This is a genomic window from Nocardia sp. NPDC058114 (assembly GCF_042884695.1).
Classification (GTDB): Bacteria; Actinomycetota; Actinomycetes; order Mycobacteriales; family Mycobacteriaceae; genus Nocardia.
The window spans coordinates 573630-594018 of the sequence record NZ_JBHVTK010000001.1; the positions used below are offsets into that span (position 1 = coordinate 573630).

At 68.4% G+C, this 20389-nt stretch carries 18 protein-coding genes; 10 read left to right on the forward strand and 8 right to left on the reverse strand.

Annotation, left to right across the window (positions count from 1 at the left end):
• The first annotated feature begins 160 nt into the window (after nucleotides 1-160).
• The 3 genes from ACFVVI_RS02565 (at nucleotide 161) to ACFVVI_RS02575 (ending at nucleotide 4348) form a co-directional block, all read left to right on the forward strand.
• Entirely contained in the window at nucleotides 161-1657 is a 1497-nt protein-coding gene (locus tag ACFVVI_RS02565; RefSeq protein WP_387442681.1) for a hypothetical protein, read from the forward strand.
• A gap of 226 nt (nucleotides 1658-1883) precedes the next feature.
• On the forward strand, nucleotides 1884-3128 hold the full coding sequence (locus ACFVVI_RS02570) for an AAA family ATPase (protein WP_387442684.1): 1245 nt from the start codon (nucleotides 1884-1886) through the stop codon (nucleotides 3126-3128).
• Nucleotides 3125-4348 (forward strand): VWA-like domain-containing protein, encoded by a 1224-nt coding sequence (locus ACFVVI_RS02575; protein ID WP_378988866.1) that lies wholly within the window; start codon nucleotides 3125-3127, stop codon nucleotides 4346-4348. The genes ACFVVI_RS02570 and ACFVVI_RS02575 overlap by 4 nt, the downstream gene beginning before the upstream one ends.
• Before the next feature lie 14 nt (nucleotides 4349-4362).
• Here ACFVVI_RS02575 and ACFVVI_RS02580 read toward each other — a convergent pair whose 3' ends face one another.
• Nucleotides 4363-4773: a hypothetical protein gene (locus ACFVVI_RS02580; RefSeq protein WP_378988868.1), complete on the reverse strand. Its 411-nt coding sequence runs from the start codon at nucleotides 4771-4773 to the stop codon at nucleotides 4363-4365.
• 180 nt (nucleotides 4774-4953) lie between these two features.
• Here ACFVVI_RS02580 and ACFVVI_RS02585 point away from each other — a divergent pair, with 180 nt between their 5' ends.
• From ACFVVI_RS02585 to ACFVVI_RS02595, 3 genes are read left to right on the forward strand one after another with little or no spacing between them, the layout of a single operon-like run.
• Nucleotides 4954-5886, forward strand: a complete 933-nt coding sequence (locus ACFVVI_RS02585; protein ID WP_378988869.1) for a PDR/VanB family oxidoreductase — start codon at nucleotides 4954-4956, stop codon at nucleotides 5884-5886.
• Nucleotides 5887-5899: 13 nt separating this feature from the next.
• Nucleotides 5900-7102, forward strand: a complete 1203-nt coding sequence (locus ACFVVI_RS02590; protein WP_378988871.1) for an FAD-dependent oxidoreductase — start codon at nucleotides 5900-5902, stop codon at nucleotides 7100-7102.
• Nucleotides 7099-8610 (forward strand): class I adenylate-forming enzyme family protein, encoded by a 1512-nt coding sequence (locus tag ACFVVI_RS02595; RefSeq protein ID WP_387442688.1) that lies wholly within the window; start codon nucleotides 7099-7101, stop codon nucleotides 8608-8610. The genes ACFVVI_RS02590 and ACFVVI_RS02595 overlap by 4 nt, the downstream gene beginning before the upstream one ends.
• Here ACFVVI_RS02595 and ACFVVI_RS02600 read toward each other — a convergent pair.
• The 7 genes from ACFVVI_RS02600 to ACFVVI_RS02630 are packed head-to-tail and all read right to left on the reverse strand — an operon-like array spanning nucleotide 8588 to nucleotide 15793.
• Entirely contained in the window at nucleotides 8588-9298 is a 711-nt protein-coding gene (locus ACFVVI_RS02600) for a 5'/3'-nucleotidase SurE (protein WP_378988875.1), read from the reverse strand. The two genes, ACFVVI_RS02595 and ACFVVI_RS02600, sit on opposite strands and share 23 nt — an antisense overlap.
• Nucleotides 9273-10454 carry an ABC transporter ATP-binding protein gene (locus ACFVVI_RS02605; RefSeq protein WP_378988877.1) on the reverse strand — a complete coding sequence of 394 codons (1182 nt, stop codon included), beginning with the start codon at nucleotides 10452-10454 and terminating at the stop codon, nucleotides 9273-9275. Before ACFVVI_RS02605 ends, ACFVVI_RS02600 begins: the two co-directional genes overlap by 26 nt.
• A 5-nt stretch (nucleotides 10455-10459) precedes the next feature.
• Entirely contained in the window at nucleotides 10460-11275 is an 816-nt protein-coding gene (locus ACFVVI_RS02610; RefSeq protein WP_387442692.1) for a carbohydrate ABC transporter permease, read from the reverse strand.
• The gene (locus ACFVVI_RS02615) at nucleotides 11262-12209 is read right to left on the reverse strand and encodes a carbohydrate ABC transporter permease (RefSeq protein ID WP_387442694.1); all 948 of its coding nucleotides are present in this window, start codon (nucleotides 12207-12209) and stop codon (nucleotides 11262-11264) included. Before ACFVVI_RS02615 ends, ACFVVI_RS02610 begins: the two co-directional genes overlap by 14 nt.
• A complete protein-coding gene (locus ACFVVI_RS02620; RefSeq protein ID WP_379313456.1) occupies nucleotides 12206-13192 on the reverse strand; it encodes a sugar phosphate isomerase/epimerase family protein in 987 nt (328 codons plus the stop codon). The genes ACFVVI_RS02615 and ACFVVI_RS02620 overlap by 4 nt, the downstream gene beginning before the upstream one ends.
• Nucleotides 13193-13239: 47 nt before the next feature.
• Nucleotides 13240-14532 carry an extracellular solute-binding protein gene (locus tag ACFVVI_RS02625; protein WP_378988885.1) on the reverse strand — a complete coding sequence of 431 codons (1293 nt, stop codon included), beginning with the start codon at nucleotides 14530-14532 and terminating at the stop codon, nucleotides 13240-13242.
• Between the two features lie 37 nt (nucleotides 14533-14569).
• The gene (locus tag ACFVVI_RS02630) at nucleotides 14570-15793 is read right to left on the reverse strand and encodes a cytochrome P450 (protein WP_387442697.1); all 1224 of its coding nucleotides are present in this window, start codon (nucleotides 15791-15793) and stop codon (nucleotides 14570-14572) included.
• A 372-nt stretch (nucleotides 15794-16165) separates the two neighbouring features.
• Here ACFVVI_RS02630 and ACFVVI_RS02635 point away from each other — a divergent pair, with 372 nt between their 5' ends.
• The 4 genes from ACFVVI_RS02635 (at nucleotide 16166) to ACFVVI_RS02650 (ending at nucleotide 20370) form a co-directional block, all read left to right on the forward strand.
• A complete protein-coding gene (locus ACFVVI_RS02635) occupies nucleotides 16166-17104 on the forward strand; it encodes a LysR family transcriptional regulator (protein ID WP_378626831.1) in 939 nt (312 codons plus the stop codon).
• A 69-nt stretch (nucleotides 17105-17173) separates the two neighbouring features.
• On the forward strand, nucleotides 17174-17695 hold the full coding sequence (locus ACFVVI_RS02640; RefSeq protein ID WP_378626832.1) for a DUF4442 domain-containing protein: 522 nt from the start codon (nucleotides 17174-17176) through the stop codon (nucleotides 17693-17695).
• On the forward strand, nucleotides 17695-18573 hold the full coding sequence (locus ACFVVI_RS02645) for an alpha/beta fold hydrolase (protein ID WP_387442700.1): 879 nt from the start codon (nucleotides 17695-17697) through the stop codon (nucleotides 18571-18573). The genes ACFVVI_RS02640 and ACFVVI_RS02645 overlap by 1 nt, the downstream gene beginning before the upstream one ends.
• A gap of 216 nt (nucleotides 18574-18789) precedes the next feature.
• Nucleotides 18790-20370, forward strand: a complete 1581-nt coding sequence (locus ACFVVI_RS02650) for a PfaD family polyunsaturated fatty acid/polyketide biosynthesis protein (protein WP_379313453.1) — start codon at nucleotides 18790-18792, stop codon at nucleotides 20368-20370.
• Nucleotides 20371-20389: the final 19 nt, after the last annotated feature.

A 20389-nucleotide genomic window follows, 5' to 3' on the forward strand; every position in this document is an offset into this window, starting at 1 on the left:
CGCCGGCAAGGCGGGCATCTGGTCGGTGACCAGGGCCCGCCTGCCTCGTCGACTCGGTGGTAGACCGCGCGACCCGACCAGCACCGCTTGTCGGCTCGCGTGTTGTTGTGCATACTGGCGACATGACATCGAGTCGAAAGGGCGTTCTGCGCCCGGGCCGTTGAGCCCCACGCCGGTCATCGAACCGGCTTCTGTCCCGCGTGAACGCGGGGAATTCACGGAAAATCAGCAGTCCTCCCGTCCGTCCTATGACGATGCGCGCCTCGACCTCTGGCTGCGTGTGCGCGAACTCGCTGTGCCGTCCGCCATGATCGAGGCCGCCACCGCACGGCGGCTCGTCGGTGACTGGTCGGGGGCCTGCGCCGCCGCGCACGTCGATCTCGATGTGGATCTGCGGACGTTGGCGCGGACCCACGGTCGAGGACTCGCCGCCCGGGTACGGGCCGACCTGCGATATCTGGCGCCGGACCTGTTGCGCTGGCATCTACCCAGAATCGCGCCGGACGGTTTGTTGCGACCCGGGTTGACGATGGTGCTGGCTCGGTACGAATCCGGGGGCATCGCCGGCCTCGACAGCGCGGCCGGTGACGTAACGCAGTGTGACGGTGCGGATTCCGTGTATCTGGTGGTCCGTACGCCACCGGCCTGGGCGGCCGCCGGACAGCGGATCAGCCTCGCGCTGTGGGACACGGCGAGCCCCGTCGCCAGCGCGCGCATGCACCCACACCCCCGACCCAGCAGTCGCTACCGGCTCGACCTGCACCGTCACCTGTGGGATTCGCGCAGGGTGGGGGAGTTGCGGACCCGTTCTGGTGCAGGGCAATTCGCCGCCCCAGGGCTTGCGGCAGGCGACGACCCCAGGGATTCTGTGTCCGCAACGGCACCCCCGGGTTGCGCCGTCGACCGGTGGGCGGACGAAGCGGGGATTCTGCTGCATGCCGAGGGGCGCCGGTCCGGGTTGGTATTGGTGCGGTGTGGTGCGCGCAAGCGCCTCGTGTTGGACGTGCGTGCGGAGGACCTACTCGCCGTGCGGATTTCGAGGGAACACCCGCGCGGCGGAATCTCCGCCCTCCCGGTTCTGCCCGACGCGGCAACCTGGGTGCTCCCCGACCTGGAATTGCTGCGCGCGGGCGTGATCGCCGCCGATCGACTGCATCCGCTGGTCGCCTCGGCGCTCGGCTGTGACGGCGCGCCGACCGAGACCTCCGGGATCGCCGCCGCCGGTCATCGGATCGTGGAGTGCCGGGGCGAACGTCATCGGATCGGGTTGGTGAACGGGGTGCTCGCCGCCCTGGATCACGACCCCACCGAGATCCGGCGTGAAGAACTCCTGGCGGCCCTGACCGGAACACCGATGCCCTGCCTCCAGGCCATCGACCGGTCACTGCGCCAACCGGATTGGCTCGTCGGCGTCTGCGACCGCCTGGACCACGGCGATATCGACGGCGCCCTCACCATCGTCGAAGCCCAGCTCGGCGCGGACGCGACGCTGCGCGACGGACCACTTCGCGACGCACTCGAAGCCGCTGTACGGCAACGGATTACCTATGGTCTGTTCCGGGCCGGTCTACCCGCACCCGGTCGCGGCCACGTTCTTCCCGACCGTTACGACCGCAAGGGTCGTCGCGCACGTCCGAAACGCCTGGCCTTGCGCTGAGTTGGCGTCCGGGCCATCAGGGCCACGCCTTGTCTCGCTGACAGGTGGGGTCGTGTGGGCCTGGTACGACCGGCTGATCCGCGGGTCGCCGGGACCTCGCCTCGACCGCGGATTCGTGCGGCCTTCGCGCCGCCGACCTCGTACTTCATCGACAGACCCCGAGGGCGGGCTCGCTCCACCTGAGCTCGCCCATCGAATTCCTCCGAACCCAAAAGGTGATGCACACATGACTGTTCATACCCTCTGCCCGCTTCCGACTCGCGCCACCGACTCCCAGCTCGACGTCGCGGGCGAACTCCTTGCCCTGCTGGGTGAGGTGACGACTGAGCCGCGCACCAACACGCAACTGGAAGCGCTCACCTTGGCTGTGGCCGCCGACCTGCCGGTGCTGCTGTGGGGTGAGCCGGGCATCGGCAAGACCGCTGCCCTGACCCAGCTCGCGGAGTCCCTGGAACTGCCGCTGACCACGGTGATCGCGAGCGTGCACGAGCCATCGGACTTCTCCGGCCTGCCGATCATCGGCGACGACCCCGCGACCCAGGGGGTGCCGATGGCGCCGCCGGATTGGGCGGTTCGGCTCGTGCGGGCCGGGCGCGGCCTGCTGTTCCTCGACGAACTGTCCACCGCGCCGCCCGCCGTGCAGGCCGCGCTGCTGCGCGTGGTTCTCGAAAGGCGGGTCGGCGCACTGGAACTGCCGCCGGGTGTGCGCATCGTCGCGGCCGCCAACCCACGCTCGTCGGCCGCCGACGGCTGGGAGCTGAGCCCGCCGCTGGCGAACCGATTCGTGCACCTGCAGTGGACTCACGAGCACGACGTGGTCGTCCGCGGCCTCGGCGGAACCTGGCCACACGCGACCTTGCCTCGGCTCGCGGCCGAAAGCCTGCCGGAGTCGGTCGCATTCGCCCGTCGCGCGGTATGCACCTTGCTCGCGGCTCGGCCCAAGCTCGTGCACCAGATGCCCACCACCGAAACCCGGCGGGGCGGTGCCTGGGCGTCACCGCGGAGTTGGGAGATGACCGTGCGGCTGATCGCCTTCGCCACCGCGGCCGACGCGAGTCGTGATGTGCTGTCGCAGTTGATCCGCGGCACAGTCGGTGACGGGCCCGGTTTCGAACTGCTCACCAGCATCGATCGGATGGATCTGCCCGACCCGGAAGCACTGCTGGCCGATCCGGTCGCCGCTGAACTGCCGACCCGGGGCGACCTGCGTCAGGCCGTTCTCGACGGTGTGGTGGCCGCGGTTCGCAAACGGCCGGAGCGGGCTCGGTGGGACGCGGCTTGGTCGCTGCTGGTGAAAGCCGTGGAAACCGGAGCACCCGACCTGGTGGTTGTTCCCGCGACGACGCTGGCCACGCTGCGCCGCGAGAACTGGGAGGTGCCCGCGGCGATCGAACAGCTGGCCGGGGTGGTGGCGGTGTCGCAGAGTGCCGATCGCGCCGCGGCCCGCGTTGCCGTGCAGGCGGGCCGATGACAGCGGACGCCACCGGACTGGATTTCGGCAAGCTGTATGCCGCACGGCTGCAGGCGGTTTCGGCCCGCCCTTATCTCGCGACCGCTCTGTACGCGCTGCACATCGTCGAGTCGCCGAGGTCACCGACGATGGGCGTGGACAAACACTGGCGGTGCTACGTCTCGCCACGATTCGTCGACTACACACCGGTGGAAGAACTGGCTTCGATCCTGGTGCACGAGGTGTCGCACCTGCTGCGAGACCATCACGCGCGCAGCGACCGCTACGCCCACGCCCACGACCTGACCGGTCCGGGGGAGCGGCTGCGCATGAACATCGCCGCGGACGCCGAGATCAACGACGACGCGTTCGGTGACGGGCTGGTCTGGCCCGAGGGCGCTGTGCTGCCCAGCACATTGGGGCTGGACCCGGGGCAACTCATGGAGGACTACCTGGGTCAGTTCCGCCTCGGGCGGCTGACCGAAGACATGGCGTGGCTCGACTGCGGCAGCGGCGCGGACGGATCGGACCGCGAATGGGAGCTGGGACCCGACGGCGCGGACGGTCTCAGCGAACAGCAGCGCGACGGCGTCCGATTCCTGGTGGCACAGGGCATCGTCGGGCGTCCGGGAGACGCGCCCCAGGGGTGGCGGCGCTGGGCGAAGGAGGCGTTGCATCCTTCCCAGCCGTGGCGGGACCTGCTCGGCGCGGCACTGCGCGCGGCCGCCTCGGCTCCCGGCGTCGGCGAGGACTACACCTACCGGCGCCCCGCCCGCCGCTGCACCGCACTGCCCGGCATCGTGTTGCCCAGCCTGCGTCGCACCCCACCCAAGGTCAGCGTGGTCATCGACACCTCGGGTTCGGTCAGCGACGACGAACTGGGCAGCGCCCTGCTCGAAGTCGCCGCCATCATCCGCGCCGTCGGCGGCCGCCGCGACCTGGTCACCGTGTTCTCCTGCGACGCGGCGGCGAGAATCGCCCACCCGCTGTGCCAGGCCGAGGGCATGACGCTGATCGGCGGTGGCGGCACCGACCTGCGCACCGGTTTCACCCAGGCCCTGCGCACCCGCCCGGACGTACTCGTCGCCCTGACCGACGGCCAAACTCCCTGGCCCTCCCACCAACCGGCCTGCCGAACCGTCGTCGGCCTCTTCCGCCGAGAACGTGCGTGGCGCCACGACGACCCGGACTACGTCCCGGACAGCCCACCCGCATGGGCGCGAGTGGTCGACATCGGCTGACGGGAGTCACCCAGCTAGTGGGCGCGCCGCGCCCGTACCAGCGGCGACACGAACATGAACGAGCCGGACAGGAAGAGCCCCGCGAGTGGGATCAGCGGGAGGTAGGAGATCCACACGATCGGCTCCGGTTGTGCCAGCGCGATCACCGTGGCGACGACGGTGACGACGAATACCACCGCGGACCAGCGATGCACCTGACGGACGCGACCGGCACTGTCGCCGAACGCCGACAGCGGGTGCGGTCCGCGCAAGAGCCGTACGAACATCGAGGCACCGGACAGGAACAGCCCGGCGAGCGGAACGAGCGGCAGGTAGACCACCCATTCGGGCCCGCTGAGCGACAATCCGAGCACCGTGATGAGCACGGCCGCGAGGAAGGCGACGGCGAGCACGCGATGAGTTCGCCGAACCCAGGTGATGTTCATCGCAAAACCCTTTCGTCGATCCATGGAAAACAATGCTGACACGGCGCCGACCTGGAAACTTCTCGATTCCTGATCGTTTCTCCCGCTGACCGCCGATAGCCGATCGACCCCATTTCAATCCGGCAATTCGTTGAAAGTATCAATCTCCGCGGGCCGCCGAACCCCTGCGAGACTCGTCGTGTGATCAGCGCGATTGTGCGAATTCGGTCCATCACCTACGAATCAGAGGGCGTGCTGTCCTTTGTGCTCACCGACCCCGGCGGCGCGCCACTGCCGCCGTGGGCACCGGGTGCGCACGTGGACGTCGTCCTGCCCGACGGCGTCGTTCGCCAGTACTCGCTGTGTGGCGATCCCGCGAATCGGGACAGTTATCGCATCGCGGTGCTGCTCGAGGAGCAGGGCCGCGGCGGGTCGGCGTGGATGCACGAGAACGTGCGGCCGGGCACGCTGCTGGAGATCCGGGAGCCACGCAACAATTTCCCGCTCACGCAGGCGGCGAGCTACCTCCTGATCGCCGGCGGTATCGGGATCACCCCGCTGTTGCCGATGATCCGCGAACTGCAGCAGCGCGGCGCCGACTGGCAACTGCACTACGGCGGCCGCACCGGCGCGCGGATGGCGTTCGCCGGCGAGCTGTCCGCCTATGGTGCGCGGGTTCGTCGCTACGCGCAGGACGACGTCGGGCTGATGCCACTGGCCGAGATTCTCGCGCCGGTGACCTCGGGCACGCTCGTGTACTGCTGTGGCCCCGAGCCGCTGCTGGCCGCGGTCGAGCAGCACTGTGTCGCGGATGCCTTGCGGGTCGAGCGTTTTCATCCGAAGGAGATCGCGGCCACCGGACCCGAGCGGACGAGCACCGTCGTGCTCAACCGTTCCGGCCGGACCATCGAGGTTCCGGCCGGGTCGTCGGTCCTGGACGCACTCGAACGGGCGGGCGCCGACGTGCTGTGGTCGTGCCGTGAGGGAACGTGCGCGACCTGCGAGACCACCGTGCTCGAAGGCGAAGTCGAGCACCGTGATTCGGTGCTCACCCCGGCTGAACAAGAGTCGGGCAAAACCATGATGATCTGCGTTTCCCGAGCGCGCACGGACCGTCTCGTGCTCGATGCCTGAAAGGTCGAAAACTGTGCACGATGTCATTGTTGTCGGCGCGCGCTGCGCCGGCGCCACAGTCGCGATGCTGCTCGCGCGGCGTGGCTACCGGGTGCTCTGCGTCGACCAGGCGCTGTTTCCCAAAGACGCCGTGTCGACCCACATGCTGCGGCAGAGTGGTCTGGCGCGACTGCGGGATTGGGGCCTGCTCGATCGGCTGAAAGCCACCGGCTGCACGCCCATCCACTCGATCACCATGTCCTACGCCGACGCCCACTTCTCCGGCTTCTCCGACCCGATCGACGGTATCGCCGAGACCTACGCGCCGCGGCGCATCGTGCTCGACAAGCTGTTGCAGGATGCCGCCCGCGAGGCCGGGGTCGATCTGCGCGAAGGCGTCACCGTGACAGATCTGGTGCGCGACGGTGAGTTCGTCACCGGCATCGTCGGCCGCGACCGCGACGGCGAACCGGTGACCGAACACGCTCGGCTCGTCATCGGCGCCGACGGATACGCGTCCACCGTCGCCCAGCTCACCGGGGCTCAGAAATACGACGTGATCCCGGGGGAGACCTTCACCGCCTACTCGTACTGGTCCGGCCTGACCATGCAGAGCCAGTTGCGAATCGGCGACAAGCAGGCGGTCGGTGGCTGGCCGACCCACGACGGCAAGACGCTGATCTGGTGTGTGCAATACGTCGACCGGTTCGCGCCGTTCCGCGCCGATGTCGAGCGCAACTTCTCGTTGGCGTTCAAGGAAACCGCGCCCGACCTCGCCGAACTGCTCGACACCGGCGAACGCGACGAACGGTTCTATATCGCCCGCTATCCGGAGAACTTCTACCGCGAATCACACGGCCCCGGCTGGGCGCTGGTCGGCGACGCCGGATATCACAAGGACCCGTTCACCGGCCTCGGGATCAGCGACGCGTTCACCTACGCCGACCTGCTCGCCGAGCGGGCGCACGAGGGGCTGTCGGCGGCGCGGCCACTCGACGAAGCGCTCGCCGACTATCAGGCGCAGCGGGATCGGTCGAGCAAGCCGATGTACCGGTTCACCTGCGAGTCCTCGCGACTGGTACTGCCGGACAAGCACGTAGAGGTGATGCGCGCGTTGCCGAGCAGCGCGAAGCACACGCAGCAGTGGTTCCGGATGATGGCGGGCGGGCTCAGCGGCCGGGACTTCTTCGCCGAGGACAACCTCGCCGCGCTGCTGAACCCGCAGGGTGCGCGATGACCGTGCAACCGTTCGGCACCGCCGGGATCTTTCGCGACGAGCACGGTATCGCGCACTACGCCGACCTGCCCGATTCCCTGGTGGACATGCTGCGCCACACCGTGCAGACGTGGCCCGAGCAGGAAGCCGTCGTCGAGATCGGTGGCGAGCGACTTTCGTACCGGCAACTGTGGGACCGGGCCGCCGCGGTCTCGGGTGGGTTGCGGGACAAGGGAATTCAACCGGGCGACCGTGTTGCCATCCTGTTGAACGCCGGAACGGAGTGGGTGGTCGGCTTTCTCGGAATCGTGCTCGCGGGTGCGGTTGCCGTGCCGGTCAACACCCGGTTCGCCGACCCCGAAATCGACTATGTCCTCACCGATTCCGACGCCGCGTTCAGCCTGCGGCCGAATGAGGCACTGCCCCAGGGCGATCCCTACGTCCACGAGGGTGCGGGTCCCATGGATCTGGCCGCGATCTTCTACACCAGCGGGACGACCGGACGACCCAAGGGAGCGATGACCACACATCGCAACCTGCTGTCCACCGTGGAGAACGTGCGCCGGCTCGCCCACATCGCGGCCGACGAAGGCCCGACCCTGCGCAACCTGGTCTCGGTGCCGCTGTTCCACGTCACCGCCTGCAACAGTCAGCTGATTCCCCAGCTGGCCATCGGCGGCAGCACGATCATTCTGCCGCAGTTCAAGATTCAGGATTTCCTCCGCGCGATTGTCGATGAGCGAGTCACCTCGCTCACCAACACTCCCGCCATCTACTACCTTGCGTTTCGGCAGCCGAACTTCGCCGACTTCGATCTGAGCGCGGTGAACCGGGTTGCCTACGGCGGCGCGCCGGTCGCGCCCGCGCTGGTCGCCGAGATCGCCCGGCACTTCCCGAACGCGCGGCTGGCCAACGGGTTCGGTCTGACCGAGACCTCGTCCATCGCGACCTACCTGCCCCACGAGTGGGCCACCGAACACGCGGAATCGGTGGGGTTCGCCGCACCGATCATCGACCTGGCCATCGAAACGCCCGATCCGGTCAGCGGAGTCGGCGAACTGCTCATCCGCGGCGCCACTGTCGTCGCCGGATACTGGAACAACCCCGCCGCGACCGCCGCGACCTTCGTCGACGGCTGGCTGCGCACCGGTGACCTCGCCCGCATCGACGAGCAAGGGCTGGTGTCGATCGCCGATCGGGCCAAGGACATGATCAACCGCGGCGGCGAGAACGTGTACTGCGTCGAGGTGGAGAACGCCCTCGCCGGCGCCCCGGGCATCGGCGAATCCGCGGTGGTCGGGGTGCCCGACGACATGATGGGCGAGAAGGTCGGCGCGGTGGTGGTGCCGGTCGAGGGCGTCGAGTTCGACGAAGCCACCGTGCTCGACCACCTGCGCGAGCGGCTCGCCGATTTCAAAGTGCCCCAGTACTTCTCGGTGCGCACGGCGCCGTTGCCGCGCAACCCCGGCGGGAAGGTCGTCAAGACCGCGTTGCGGTCCGAACCGTTCAAGCCCGCCGGACGAGGGTGATGCTGGTCCGCCGCTGCTCGGCGAAGGCGTGGATGTCGTCGTCGGGCGCCAGATCCTCGGCGCGGTAACCGATCGTGCTGAGGATGGCGCCCTGGGCGATGTCGAAGACATCGGTGTAATACAGCGCGCGGCTGACCGTGGTGTAGGCCGGATCCGCGCCCCGGTCGGTGCCGGACAGGTTGACGTTCGCGGTGAACCAGCCCGCCCGCGCTGTGAGCAGCGTGGTGAGTACCCCGGCGGTCGCCTCGGGGACCCAGCTCCAATCCCAATCGTGCGGTGCGTTCCATGGACCACCGAACTCGCGCGAGAGCGCGATGCCGGGCACACCGCGCGCTCCCGCCTCCTGGACGGCACCGTAGGTGCCGCTGACATTGAGTGTGGCGCCGATGTTCTCGCCCGCGTTCACACCGCTCAGGCACAGATCCACCGGCGCGAGGACCCCGGAGGTCAGCGCGAACACCACGCAGGCCGCCGGGGTCGACCCCACCTGAATCGTGGGAATTCCGGCGGTCGGCGCGGCCCACTCCCACTCCACCGCGACGCCACTGCGCCGGGACTGGCTCGCGCCCGACATCGGACCGCTCGGTGCTACCACCGTCGCGTCGATGCCGAGCGCCCGCACGGCTTCCGCTAACGCCAGGAGCCCCGGCGCGCGGTATCCGTCATCGTTGGTGATCAGCAGGTGCATCGAAAGCCGTTACCCGGGAGCCGGTGTCGGGGTCGAACAGGTGCAGCCGGTGCGCCGGGACGAACACCTGGATCCGGGCGCCGACTGCCGGAGCCGGATCGTTGGCGGGCAGCGTCACGGCCCAGCGACCCGATTCGCCGGTGCACTGCGCGATCTTGGAGTCGCCGGTGAACTCGACCAGCTCCACCACACCGTGCACGAGCAAGCCCGGGCCGTCGTGGTCACGGAGCGTGCCGTCACCGGGCCGCCAGCCCAGTGTCAGTTCGGCGGGAACACCGGGGACAGCCTGGGGGAGCAGTACTTCCAGTCCGCGCCCGGTCATCTCGTCCCCGGCGTCGTTCATCGTCACCGTCGCCAGGTTCATCGGCGGGCTACCCAGGAACGTCGCGACGAACAGATCGACCGGTCGCCGGTACACCTGCGCCGGACTACCGACCTGCAACACCCGCGAGTTGTTCATCACCACCAGGTGGGTGGCCATCGACAAGGCCTCGAGCTGGTCGTGGGTGACGAGCACGACGGTATTGCCGAGCTCGCGATGCAGTCGTACCAGCTCGACCCGGGCCTGCTGGCGCAGCTGCGCGTCGAGTGCGGACAGCGGCTCGTCGAGCAGCAGCACCTTCGGCTGCCGAACGATCGCCCTGGCCAGCCCGACGCGCTGACGCTGACCGCCCGAGAGCTGAGCGGGCTTGCGGTGGCGCAGTTCGCTCAGGCCGAGGCTGTCGCACGCGCCGGCCACCCGTCGTTCGATCTCGGTGCGGTCCAGCCCGGACTTGCGGTTGTGCTTGCCCTCGAGTCGCAGGCCGAAGGAGATATTGCGCTCGACGGTCATGTGCGGGTACAGCGCGAAATCCTGGAACACCATCGAGACTCCGCGTCGTCCCGGCGCCACCTCGGTGACGTCGGCGCCGTCGATGAGCACCCGTCCCGCGGTGGGGGTGATCAGGCCGGACACCACGCCGAGCGCGGTCGATTTGCCGCAGCCGGACGGGCCGACCAGCACGGTCAGCGATTGTCCGGGCACATGCAGCAGGTCGACGTCGAGAGCCGGGCGGTCCTCGTCGTATTGCTTGGTGATGCCGTCGAGCACCACGCCGGCCGAGAGATCGAGCTCGGTGGTCAGCACCGGGGGCTCGCTCACACTGAGACTGGTCATGTCGATTACCGAACCCCTGAATGAAGGAAGGCGTCCGCGATCCGTCGCGACGCCAGGACATAGATCACGACGACCGGCAGCGAGGCCAGCATCGCCGCGGCGAGCATCGGTCCGTAGTCCGCGCTCTCCGGGCCGAGGAACAGCGCCAGACCCGGCTGGATGGTGGTGTCCTCGGGATCGGGCATCACCAGCAGCGGCCACAGGAACTCGTTCCACGTACTGATGAACAGCAGGATCGCCACCGCGCCCAGTGCCGGGCGCATCACGCCGAGGACCACGTGCCGCAGGACCTCCCACGAGGTAGCGCCCTCCAGCACGGCGGCGCCGATCAGCGATTGCGGCACCGAACGAATGTGGTCGCGCAGCAACAGCACCGCGAGCGCGCTGACGCCGAGCTGCGGGATGATCACCCCGATCGTGTGCCCCTGCCAGCCCAGTTTCGCGGTCATCAGGAACTGCGGGATGATCAGCGCCTGCGGCGGGATCAGCAGCGAAATGCCCACGGCCGCGAGGACGAAACCACGGCCGCGCGCCTTGTCGAAGCGCACCAGCGCGTAGGCGGCGGGCAGGGCGACGAGCATGGTCGCGATGGTGACGCCCGCGGCCATCACGAAGGTGTTCCACAGCAGCCTGCCGATCGGGAACTTGCCCACTGCCATTTCGTAGTTCTCCAAGCTCGCCGGAAGCGGGATCGGATTCAGATCGAAGATGGTCGACACCGGTTTGAACGAGGTGGCCAAGGCCATCACCACCGGGAACAGCATCAGCACAATGGCTGTGATCAGTAGCAGGTGTCTGCCGATCGCGTCACCGCGTCGCACGGAATCTCCTCGAGAGCAGGGTGTGAACGGTCAGCAGCAGCCCGAACGCGAGCGCGATGACGATGGCCGCCGCCGATGCGGTGCCCGCGTCGAAAAAGGTGAAACCGTAGGTGTAGAGCCGGTAGTAGACGTTGTCGGTGGCATTGCTGGGTCCACCTCGGGTGAGCACCCCGATATTGGTGAACAGCCACGGCCACACCACCACCATCGACAGCAGTCCGAGCAGAATGATCGGGCGTCGCAGCTGGGGCAGGATGATCGAGCGGGTGATCTCGCCCTCGGTGGCGTCGTCCAGGCGCGCCGCGTCGATGGTGCGGCGGTCCAGGTTCGCCAGCGCCGCGCCGAAGAGCAAGGTGTTGAGCGCCACCACTTTCGGGGCGGTCACCACCACGACGGTCGGTAGCGCGGTGGCGGGGTCACCGAGCCAATTGATCGGTTCCACCCCGGCGAACCCCAGTACCTGATTGAGGGTTCCGTACAGCGGGTCCAGGATGAACTGCCACGACAACGCGTTGGCGACCGGCGCGAGCACGACCGGCAGGAACAGCAGCATCCGGTAGAACTCGCTCATCCGGCCAGGGCGCTTCCACAGCGCGATGGCCAGCGCGCACGGCACCACCGTCGCGAACGGCAGCACGAACAGCGCGTACTTCAGGGTGTTCCAGGCTGCGTTGCCGAATTCCGGTTCGGTGATGAGGGTTTCGTAGTTCTTCAGGCCGTTGAACGCGATGTCGGGTGACACCAGGTTCCAGTCGAGGAAGCTGAGTACCGCGGTGAACACGAGCGGCCCGTAGACCCACACGGTGATCGAGAGCATGGTCGGCGAGAAGTACAGCCAGGCGAGCCCGGTCGCGGCGGGGCGTTCGGCCACGCGCGCCTTCGGCGTGACCACGCGCGCCTTCGGCGTGACCTCGGGGTCCTTGGTGAGCGTCATGACCGGGCTCGCGCATCGAGCAGCCGCCGGGTGGTGTGCAGGGCTTCCGCGTGGTGGCGGGCGTGGCGCATCTCGATGATGATCGCCGGGTCGTGCGGGAAGGGCGTCGCCAGCACCTCGTCCAGCGGGATCGTGCCCCAGCCGGGCGGCAGGTGCAGATCGCCCTCACCGAGGAGTTCGAGTTCGTACGGGTTCGCGTCGGGCTGGCGCGGCATCCGGCCGAAATTGTCGTGCAGGTGAATGTGGCCGACAACCGGGGCGACTTCGCGGATCGCGGCCAGGTAGTCGTAGTTCAGGTAGCCGGCCGACAGGTACGCGTGGCCGACATCGAGGCACATCGTCACCGCGGGGTGATCGATCTGGCGCACCTGCTCGGCGACCAGATCCAGCCGCATCCCGTAGGAACGGCGGGTGAGTACCGCGGGACCGGGCGCCCGGTTCTCGATCGCGATCGTGACCCCGCGCGCGCCGGATTCGTCGGCGAGCTCACGCAACATCGTGCGCTCGGTCGCCATGCCCTCGGTCAGTGCCGCACCGTCGCTGTAGAGGCTCGGCAGCACTCCGGCGTGGTAGACCAGCACCTCGGCGCCGATCGCGGCGGCGATCTCCAGATCCGCCAGCAGACCGAGTTGCTGCGAGGACGCGGACCCGGTGTCGAGCAGATTGCCGGTGCGTCCGGAGGAATGCCACGAACTGTGCAGGGTGAGCCGGACTCGGCAATCGGCCAGCGCGTCGCGTAGCGCCGCCAGCCGGGAGCGCTGCACCTGTCCGCCGATCACCACCCCGAGGCCGCAGCCGCCGAGTTCGGCATAGCCGAACCCGGCGGTCGCGGCCTCATCGAGGAATTCGCGCATCTCCTCGAAATCGGAGCGTAGGAGCTGCTTTCCCGACCACGGATTGACCGTCAGGCCGATCTTGTTCGGGATCGCGCCGCCGTCGGTCGAACCGTTCGGCGGCGTGTGTGCGAATACCTGGTGTGACAACGGTGTCTCTCTTCGAGGGGGTGGTGGTCAGCGGAGGGTGCGTGAACTCAGTTGAGTCCGCGGATCTTCGCGGCGGCGGCGCGCAGGGTCGCCGCCGGGTCGGCGCCGCGAAGGACGATCGGTTCGACGGCCTCGTCCTGGAGGATGACGACGCCCTGGTTGGACTGCTTGCCCGGGAAGGCGGTGTAGGGAGCCAGATCGGCCATCTGCTTGACGGCCGAGCCGAGCCGCGGATCGGCCGAGGACTCCGCCGCGGTCCGCAGCGGCAGGTAGCCCATCTGCGAGGCGATGAGCTTGAAGCTCTCGTCGTTGGTCATGAACTGCACGAACTTCCACGCCGCCTTCGCCTTGGCGGCGTCCTTGGCCACGACCGTCAGGCCCGACCCGGAGAAGGTGGGGCGGGCAGGCAGGTTGTCGAAGGCGGGCAGCGGCGCCACCTGCAGGGCGAACTTGCCCTTGGCTGCGGCGTCGAGGGTCAGCAGACCGCCGCCGGTGGTGACCAGCATGCCGAGCTTGCCCGAGTTGAAAGCGCTTTGCGCGGAAGCGAAGTCGACCGCGGGCTGCACCCCGGACTTGGTCAGATCCTGGATCGTCGACAGCGCGGTGATCACCGGGGCCGAGTCGACGGTGACTTCACCGCTGCTCGACACCAGCGCGCCACCGGCACTGTTGACCAGGGACTGGGTCAGGTAGTCGGACTTGCCCGGGTCGGCCGCCGAGACGTACACGCCCTGCGCCTCGGTCTTGTCCTTGATCGCCTGCGCGGCCTGCTTGAGCTGGGCCATCGTCTTGGGCGGCTGGGCGGGATCGAGCCCGGCCGCGGTGAACAGGTCGGCGTTGTAGAAGACCACCGGGGTGGCCATCATGAACGGCATCGCGACCGGCTTCTTGGCGCCGGCCACCGGGGTCGCCTTCAGTACCGACGGGACGAAGCCCGCCATGTGCTTGTTCCACTCGTCGGTCCCGGCGACCTCTTCGAGTGAGCGCAGCGGCAAGGTCTGCGACGCCTGCGCGACCTTGCTCCACCCGATCTGCGCGACATCGGGCGGGTTGCCCGCCACCACTTCGCTCTGGAGCTTGGTGAGCGCGTCGGCCGTCGGGACCGACTGCGGCTTGACGGTGATCTTCGGGTTAGCGGTCTGGAAGTCGTTGATCAACTTCTCGATGCCCTTGCCCAGTGGGTTGGTCTGTCCGTAGGTGTAGGACAGGAAGGTGATGGTCACCGGGTCGTCGGCCGCGACCGGGGCCGAGCTGTTCTGGCCGCAGGCCGCGAGCAGCGTGGTGACCGCGACGAGCACGATCCCCCATCCGGCCTTACGGCCGTGGTGGTGCGAGTTCATAACAGGCTTTCTGTGGAGGGGGTGGTCGAATCGGAGATCAACGGAGACGAACTCCGCCGTGCGTGACGGTCAAAGCGTCGATGCCACGCAGGTTCACATTGGGCCGGTAGCGCAGCGAGCCCGGGACGAGCACCGGGTCGATCACCCGCCCGGCGAAGGCGGACAGCGCCGCGGCGCCCTCGGCCCGGCCCAGCGCCGCGGCGAGGCAGAAGTGCGCCCCGGCCGAGAAGGCGAGGTGGTCGGCCGCGCCGCGGGCGACCAGGAAGCGGTCGGCGTCGGGGTAGTGCTCGGGATCACGGTTGGCTGAGGCGAGCAGCACCAGCATCGCGGTGCCGGGGCTGATCGCGGTGCCGCTCACCTCCATGTCACGGGTGGCGATGCGCATCACGAACTGGATCGGCGCGTCGTAGCGCAACGCCTCGTCGGCGGCGCTGATCCCCAATTCGGGGTCGGCGGCGAGGATCTCGCGCTGGTCCGGATTCTGGAGCAGGGCGAGTACGCCGTTGGCGATGAGGTTGGCGGTGGTCTCGTGGCCGGCGACCATCAGCAGCACACAGGTGGCGAGCAGTTCGCCCTCGCTGAGCACCTCGCCTTCCTCCTCGACCTCGATGAGCCGCGAGAGCAGGTCGTCGCCGAGGTTGCCGCGCCTGCGGGAGATCAGGTTGACCAGGTAGTTCATCAGCTCGTTGCGCGCGCCCTCGGCGTCGTCGAGATCGTCGTTGTGGACGACGAGGTTGAAGTCGAGGACGCGGCCCAGCCTGCGGGCGGCGGGTTCGAAGTCGCCGAACTCCTCGACGGGGATGCCGAGCAGAGCGCACATGATCCGCACCGGCAGGGGCAGCGCGAATTCGGAGATCACGTCGAATTCGCTCTTGCTCGCGATATTTTCGATGAGTTCGTCCACGATCGAGTGGATCTGCGGCTGCGAGGCCCGAATAACCCTGGGTGTGAAGGCCTTCGACACGAGTCGGCGAATGCGGGTGTGCGCGGGCGGATCGAGGAACAGCAGGGACTCCGAGCGCTCCGGGTGATCCTTGCCGAGCCGGGAAAGCTTGGGGTCGTTGCGCACCGACGGGTCGCGCAGCACCTGCTGGCAATCGGCGTAGTTGGCGATGATCACGAGGTCGCCGCCTTTGGTGACCAACGGGGACTTCGTGCGCAGGGCGCGGTGGACGGGATACGGATCGGGTCGGGTATCGGGAGCGAACAGTTCGGCCAGTGTCGACTCGGCGTCGTGCTGGCTGGCAACCGTGGTCGTCATATTCTGGGCTCCTTCGAAAATCGGCGTCGAAATTACTTCGCCTGCACCGGATAAAAGTCTTCCACTCCGGTGTCGCGGGCGACAACGCGGAACGCATTATTGATCAATTGCGGTACGAAATGGATAGCCCTGTCAAGACGGGGATCATCGGGTTTTTCCGAGTCAGCGATTCGAGTGCCGAATCGACCGTGTTCACGGTGCCGCTCGCGGCACCGTGCACCGCGAGGCGGGGTGGACACGCCGCAGGGTCGGCAGGAATTCGGTCGCTGCTCATCTGGGCTTCACGGGCCCGTTCCCCGATGACGTGCGGTGCCGCTATACAAGGTGCATATCTCGGACGAGTCACGTACCTGATCACGCGAGGCGCGCACTATGGAGACACGGCATATCGAGGCATTTCTTGCCATCGCTGACGAACTGCACTTCGGAAGGGCGGCCGCCAGGCTCCATCTCACGCAACCGTCACTCAGCCAGCAACTCAAACGCCTGGAACGCCATCTCGGCGTCGAACTGGTGTCGCGGACGTCGCGGGTGGTGCAGCTGACCCCCGCGGGCGAGGCGTTCCGCGCCGACGCGCGACGGATTCTCGGGGAGGTGCACTCGGCGACCAACACCGTCCGCGACATCGCGGCCGGGCGGATGGGCAAGATCAACATCGGGTTCAACGGTCGGGCCGGGCAGCTCATCATGCCCAGGTCACTGGCCCAATTGCACGCGCACTATCCCAACATCACCACCAAACTCAGCTCGGGTCGCTCCGGGCCGCAGCTCACCGCTCTCACGCGCGGGGAGCTCGATGTCGGGCTGCTCTACGGCGGCGCGTCCAACGGCGGGTCGGTGCTGTCGCGGTGTCTGCTGCAGATGCGCATCGGCGCGCTGGTGGGGCAGGGGCACCGGTGGGCCGACCGGTCCTCGATCTCGATCCGCGAACTGGCCGAAACACCGTGCGTGCTGTTCAACCGCGAGGTGAGCCCGGCGATGTACGACGCCATCATGACCGCGGGCGAGCGGGCGGGCGCGTTCCCGAAGGTCGCCGAGTACATGAACGACTCGGTGGCCACCGAGATCACCGTGGCCGCCCGCCGGTATGTGGGGTTCGCGTCGTTCATCAGCATGGACGAGCCGCGGCCGATGGGTTTGAAGGTGGTTCCCCTCGTCGATCCGGAACCGGTGGTGGAATTACAGGTCGCCTGGCGCGTCGACAGTCCCAACGAAGTGGTGCAGGTATTCCTGGACAGCCTCGATTCGACGAAGAATTTCCTGCAATCCACTATCCGCGGCAAGGTCTACGGAGAACCGCTGGCGAGTTGATTACCATTCGGTCGATTGAGATCGGCAATGGAAATCCGAATCGGCGGGGGCGGATGGTGCAATTATTTCATGGCACCTGAACTGAAAACCTCAGCCACCCTCGGTTCGGTATTCGAGGCGATCGATCCGGATAACCCCGACTTCTTGCATCTGCAGCGAATTGTGAGCAAGTTGGTCCCCTTCGGTACCCACGCGGGGACCGAGATCACCGAAATCGGTCCGCACCGCGCGATCGTGGAAATTCCCGACGAGCCCTACGTCCTGAACCATCTGCGTACCGTGCACGCCGGTGCGCAATTCCTGGCCGCCGATATCGCCGGCGCGTGCGCCTTCGTGGGCGCGCTGGCGTCGCGGTTGTCGGCCATCGACACCCTGGTGCTGCGCGACGCGCGGCTGTCGTTCCGCAAGCCCGCCCTCGGCCGGATCCGGGCGATCGGGGTCATCGACCCGAGCGACGTCGCGACGGTACTGGCGGCCAAGGGCGGCCAGCGGCTGGATGTGGACGCGCGGGCGCTGATGTACGACACCGCGGGTGTGCTGGTCGGCAAGGTGGCGCTCGACTACGTCTGCACGCTGGCCGCGGAGGCGTGATGAGCGAGCAACGCGCCCAGATCGTCGGGCTGGAATCGACCACCGTCGCCACCCCCGACGGCGCCACCCTGTCGGTACGCCTGCTGCCGCAGGCGGATCCGGCCGCACCGGTGGTGCTGATCCTGCCCGCCATGGCCATCAAGGCCAAGTACTACCTGCCGCTGGTCACGGCCTTGCACGCGGCCGGACTGACGGCCGCTGTCCTCGATCTGCGCGCGCAGGGCGACAGCCTGCCCGCACTGGGGGAAGGTCCCGGGTTCGGCTATCGCGAGCTGATCGAGGTCGACCTGCCCGCCGTGGCGGACGCGCTGCGCGAGCGGTTCCCCGAGGCGCCGCTGCACCTGTTCGGGCACAGCCTGGGCGGACAGCTCGCGTTGCTGTTCGCGGCGGCCGAACCGGATCGGGTCGCGAGCATCACGACGATCGGTACCGGCTCGGTGTACTGGTGGTCGTTCGAACTGCGCAGGCGCCTCGAGGTGCTGGCGCGCGGCTGGTCGGTCGGTGCGGTCACCCGGCTGCGCGGCCGGTGGACCGGCGGTGGCGGCATCGGGCCGATGACCGCGGGCGTGATGATCGACTGGGCCCGGCACCTGCGGACCGGCAACTACCGGCCCAGCGGCAGTGCCCGCGACTACGACCGGTTGCTGCGCGAATTCACGCTGCCGGTGCTGCTCATCTCGCTCGACGGCGACCCGCTGGGCCCCGAGTCCACGGTGCGGTTCCTGAGCAAGCGGATGGGCGCGGCGGATCAGCATCGCTGGCACATCGATCGGGCCTCGGGCTTCACCCACATCGGCCATGCGTCGTGGGTGAAGGACAGCGAGCTGGTCGCGCCCGCAGTCGCGGCTTGGGTTGCCGAAGGCCGACCGCCCCAGTAGCGATGGCCGATCCACTCGGCATCGAAGACCGATCTCGGTCGGTAGCGCAGGCCGATCGCTCAGCGATGGTCGGCCGACTCGGTAGCGATGGCTGCCCGCCTCGCCGCAGGACGGCCGACCACCTCGGGCGCCGATGTGCGTCGTTCGCGGCGCCGACCGTTCGTGGCATTTCTCGATAGCGACCTCTGCCCTCGGGCTCTCAGAAGGATTGGCACAGTGACGACTTCCCTTGCACCCTCGGCGCTCGCCAGGGACGACAACTCCATCTACCGTGCGCTGTCGGAATTGGACAAGCCGGTGTTCGTGGTCCGTGACGAACGCGGTGTCGCGGTGACCACCGACGCCGGCACCGCGCGCGGTGCGCAAGTGCTGGCAGCGGCTCCGGCGCTGCGGCCGGAAACGCTGGGCAACACCGAGTTCCGGCAGACCCACGGCGTGAACTTCGCCTACCACGCCGGTGCGATGGCCAACGGGATCGCCTCGGCGCCGATGGTGGTCGCGATGGCGCGCGCCGGCTTGCTCGCCTCGTTCGGCGCCGCCGGTGTGCTGCCCGCCCGGATCGACGAGGCCCTGGCCACGATCGGGCGTGAGGCGCCGGGTAAACCCTTCGCCTGCAACCTGATCCACAGTCCCAGCGAGAACGCGCTGGAGCGGGCGATCGTCGACGCGTGCCTGCGCCACGAGGTGCGCTGCGTGGAGGCGTCGGCCTTCCTCGACCTGACCCCGCAGGTGGTGCGCTACCGGCTGGCCGGCCTGCACCGTGACCCGAACGGTCAGGTGATCGCCCGGAACCGGGTGATCGCCAAGGTGTCTCGCGCCGAGGTCGCCGAATTGTTCCTGCGCCCGGCACCGGAGCATCTGGTGCGCGGATTGCTGGACGCGGGGGAGATCACCGCCGAGCAGGCGCAGCTGGCGGCATCGGTTCCGATGGCCGACGACATCACCGGCGAGGCGGACTCCGGTGGCCACACCGACCGCCGTCCGCTGGTGGTGCTGCTGCCGTCGCTGCTGGCGGTGCGCGAACGGATCCAGCGCGAATACGGTTTCGCCCAGCGGGTCCGGGTCGGCGCGGCCGGTGGCATCGGCACTCCGGCGGCCGCCGCGGCCGCCTTCGCAATGGGTGCCTCCTACGTGGTCACGGGGTCGGTCAATCAGGCCACTGTCGAAGCGGCGCAGTCGGAGACGGCGAAGCGGCTGCTGGCCGCCGCAGGCGTCGCCGACACCACCATGGCGCCCTCGTCGGACATGTTCGAACTCGGCGTCGACGTGCAGGTGCTGCAACGCGGCACGATGTTCGCGAGCCGCGCACGGCGGTTGTACGACACCTATCGGCGCTACGACGGCATCGAGGCGATCCCCGCCGCCGAACGCGCCGAGATCGAGCAGCGGATCCTGGCCCGCTCCTTCGACGAGGTGTGGAACGACTGCCTCGGCTACTTCCGTGAGCGCGACCCCGAGCAGATCGCGCGCGCCGAGGGGAACCCGAAACGCCGGATGGCACTGATCTTCCGGTGGTATCTGGGCCGGTCGTCGGGCTGGAGCACGGCCGCGACGCCCGAGCGCACCCTCGACTATCAGATCTGGTGCGGGCCCGCGATGGGCGCGTTCAACGACTGGGTCGCCGGCACCTACCTGGCCGCCCCGGCGCACCGCCATGTCGCCGAGGTCGGGTTGCAGATCATGCACGGTGCGGCGTTCGCCACCCGCGTGAGTCAGTTGCGCGCGGCGGGCGTGCGGCTGCCGGGCCGCTGCTCGACCTACGTTCCGGCCCCGCTGACCAGCATCGAGTCACGATGAGTAGCGCCGTGCAGGGAGA

Bases quoted from the DNA above. Each gene is read 5' to 3' on its own strand.
- ACFVVI_RS02640 (WP_378626832.1), top strand. From the start codon at position 17,174: ATGGCACCTGAACTGAAAACCTCAGCCACCCTCGGTTCGGTATTCGAG.
- ACFVVI_RS02625 (WP_378988885.1), bottom strand. From the start codon at position 14,532: ATGAACTCGCACCACCACGGCCGTAAGGCCGGATGGGGGATCGTGCTC.
- ACFVVI_RS02635 (WP_378626831.1), top strand. From the start codon at position 16,166: ATGGAGACACGGCATATCGAGGCATTTCTTGCCATCGCTGACGAACTG.
- ACFVVI_RS02645 (WP_387442700.1), top strand. From the start codon at position 17,695: ATGAGCGAGCAACGCGCCCAGATCGTCGGGCTGGAATCGACCACCGTC.
- ACFVVI_RS02570 (WP_387442684.1), top strand. From the start codon at position 1,884: ATGACTGTTCATACCCTCTGCCCGCTTCCGACTCGCGCCACCGACTCC.
- ACFVVI_RS02605 (WP_378988877.1), bottom strand. From the start codon at position 10,454: ATGACCAGTCTCAGTGTGAGCGAGCCCCCGGTGCTGACCACCGAGCTC.
- ACFVVI_RS02595 (WP_387442688.1), top strand. From the start codon at position 7,099: ATGACCGTGCAACCGTTCGGCACCGCCGGGATCTTTCGCGACGAGCAC.
- ACFVVI_RS02615 (WP_387442694.1), bottom strand. From the start codon at position 12,209: ATGACGCTCACCAAGGACCCCGAGGTCACGCCGAAGGCGCGCGTGGTC.
- ACFVVI_RS02630 (WP_387442697.1), bottom strand. From the start codon at position 15,793: ATGACGACCACGGTTGCCAGCCAGCACGACGCCGAGTCGACACTGGCC.
- ACFVVI_RS02575 (WP_378988866.1), top strand. From the start codon at position 3,125: ATGACAGCGGACGCCACCGGACTGGATTTCGGCAAGCTGTATGCCGCA.
- ACFVVI_RS02580 (WP_378988868.1), bottom strand. From the start codon at position 4,773: ATGAACATCACCTGGGTTCGGCGAACTCATCGCGTGCTCGCCGTCGCC.
- ACFVVI_RS02600 (WP_378988875.1), bottom strand. From the start codon at position 9,298: ATGCACCTGCTGATCACCAACGATGACGGATACCGCGCGCCGGGGCTC.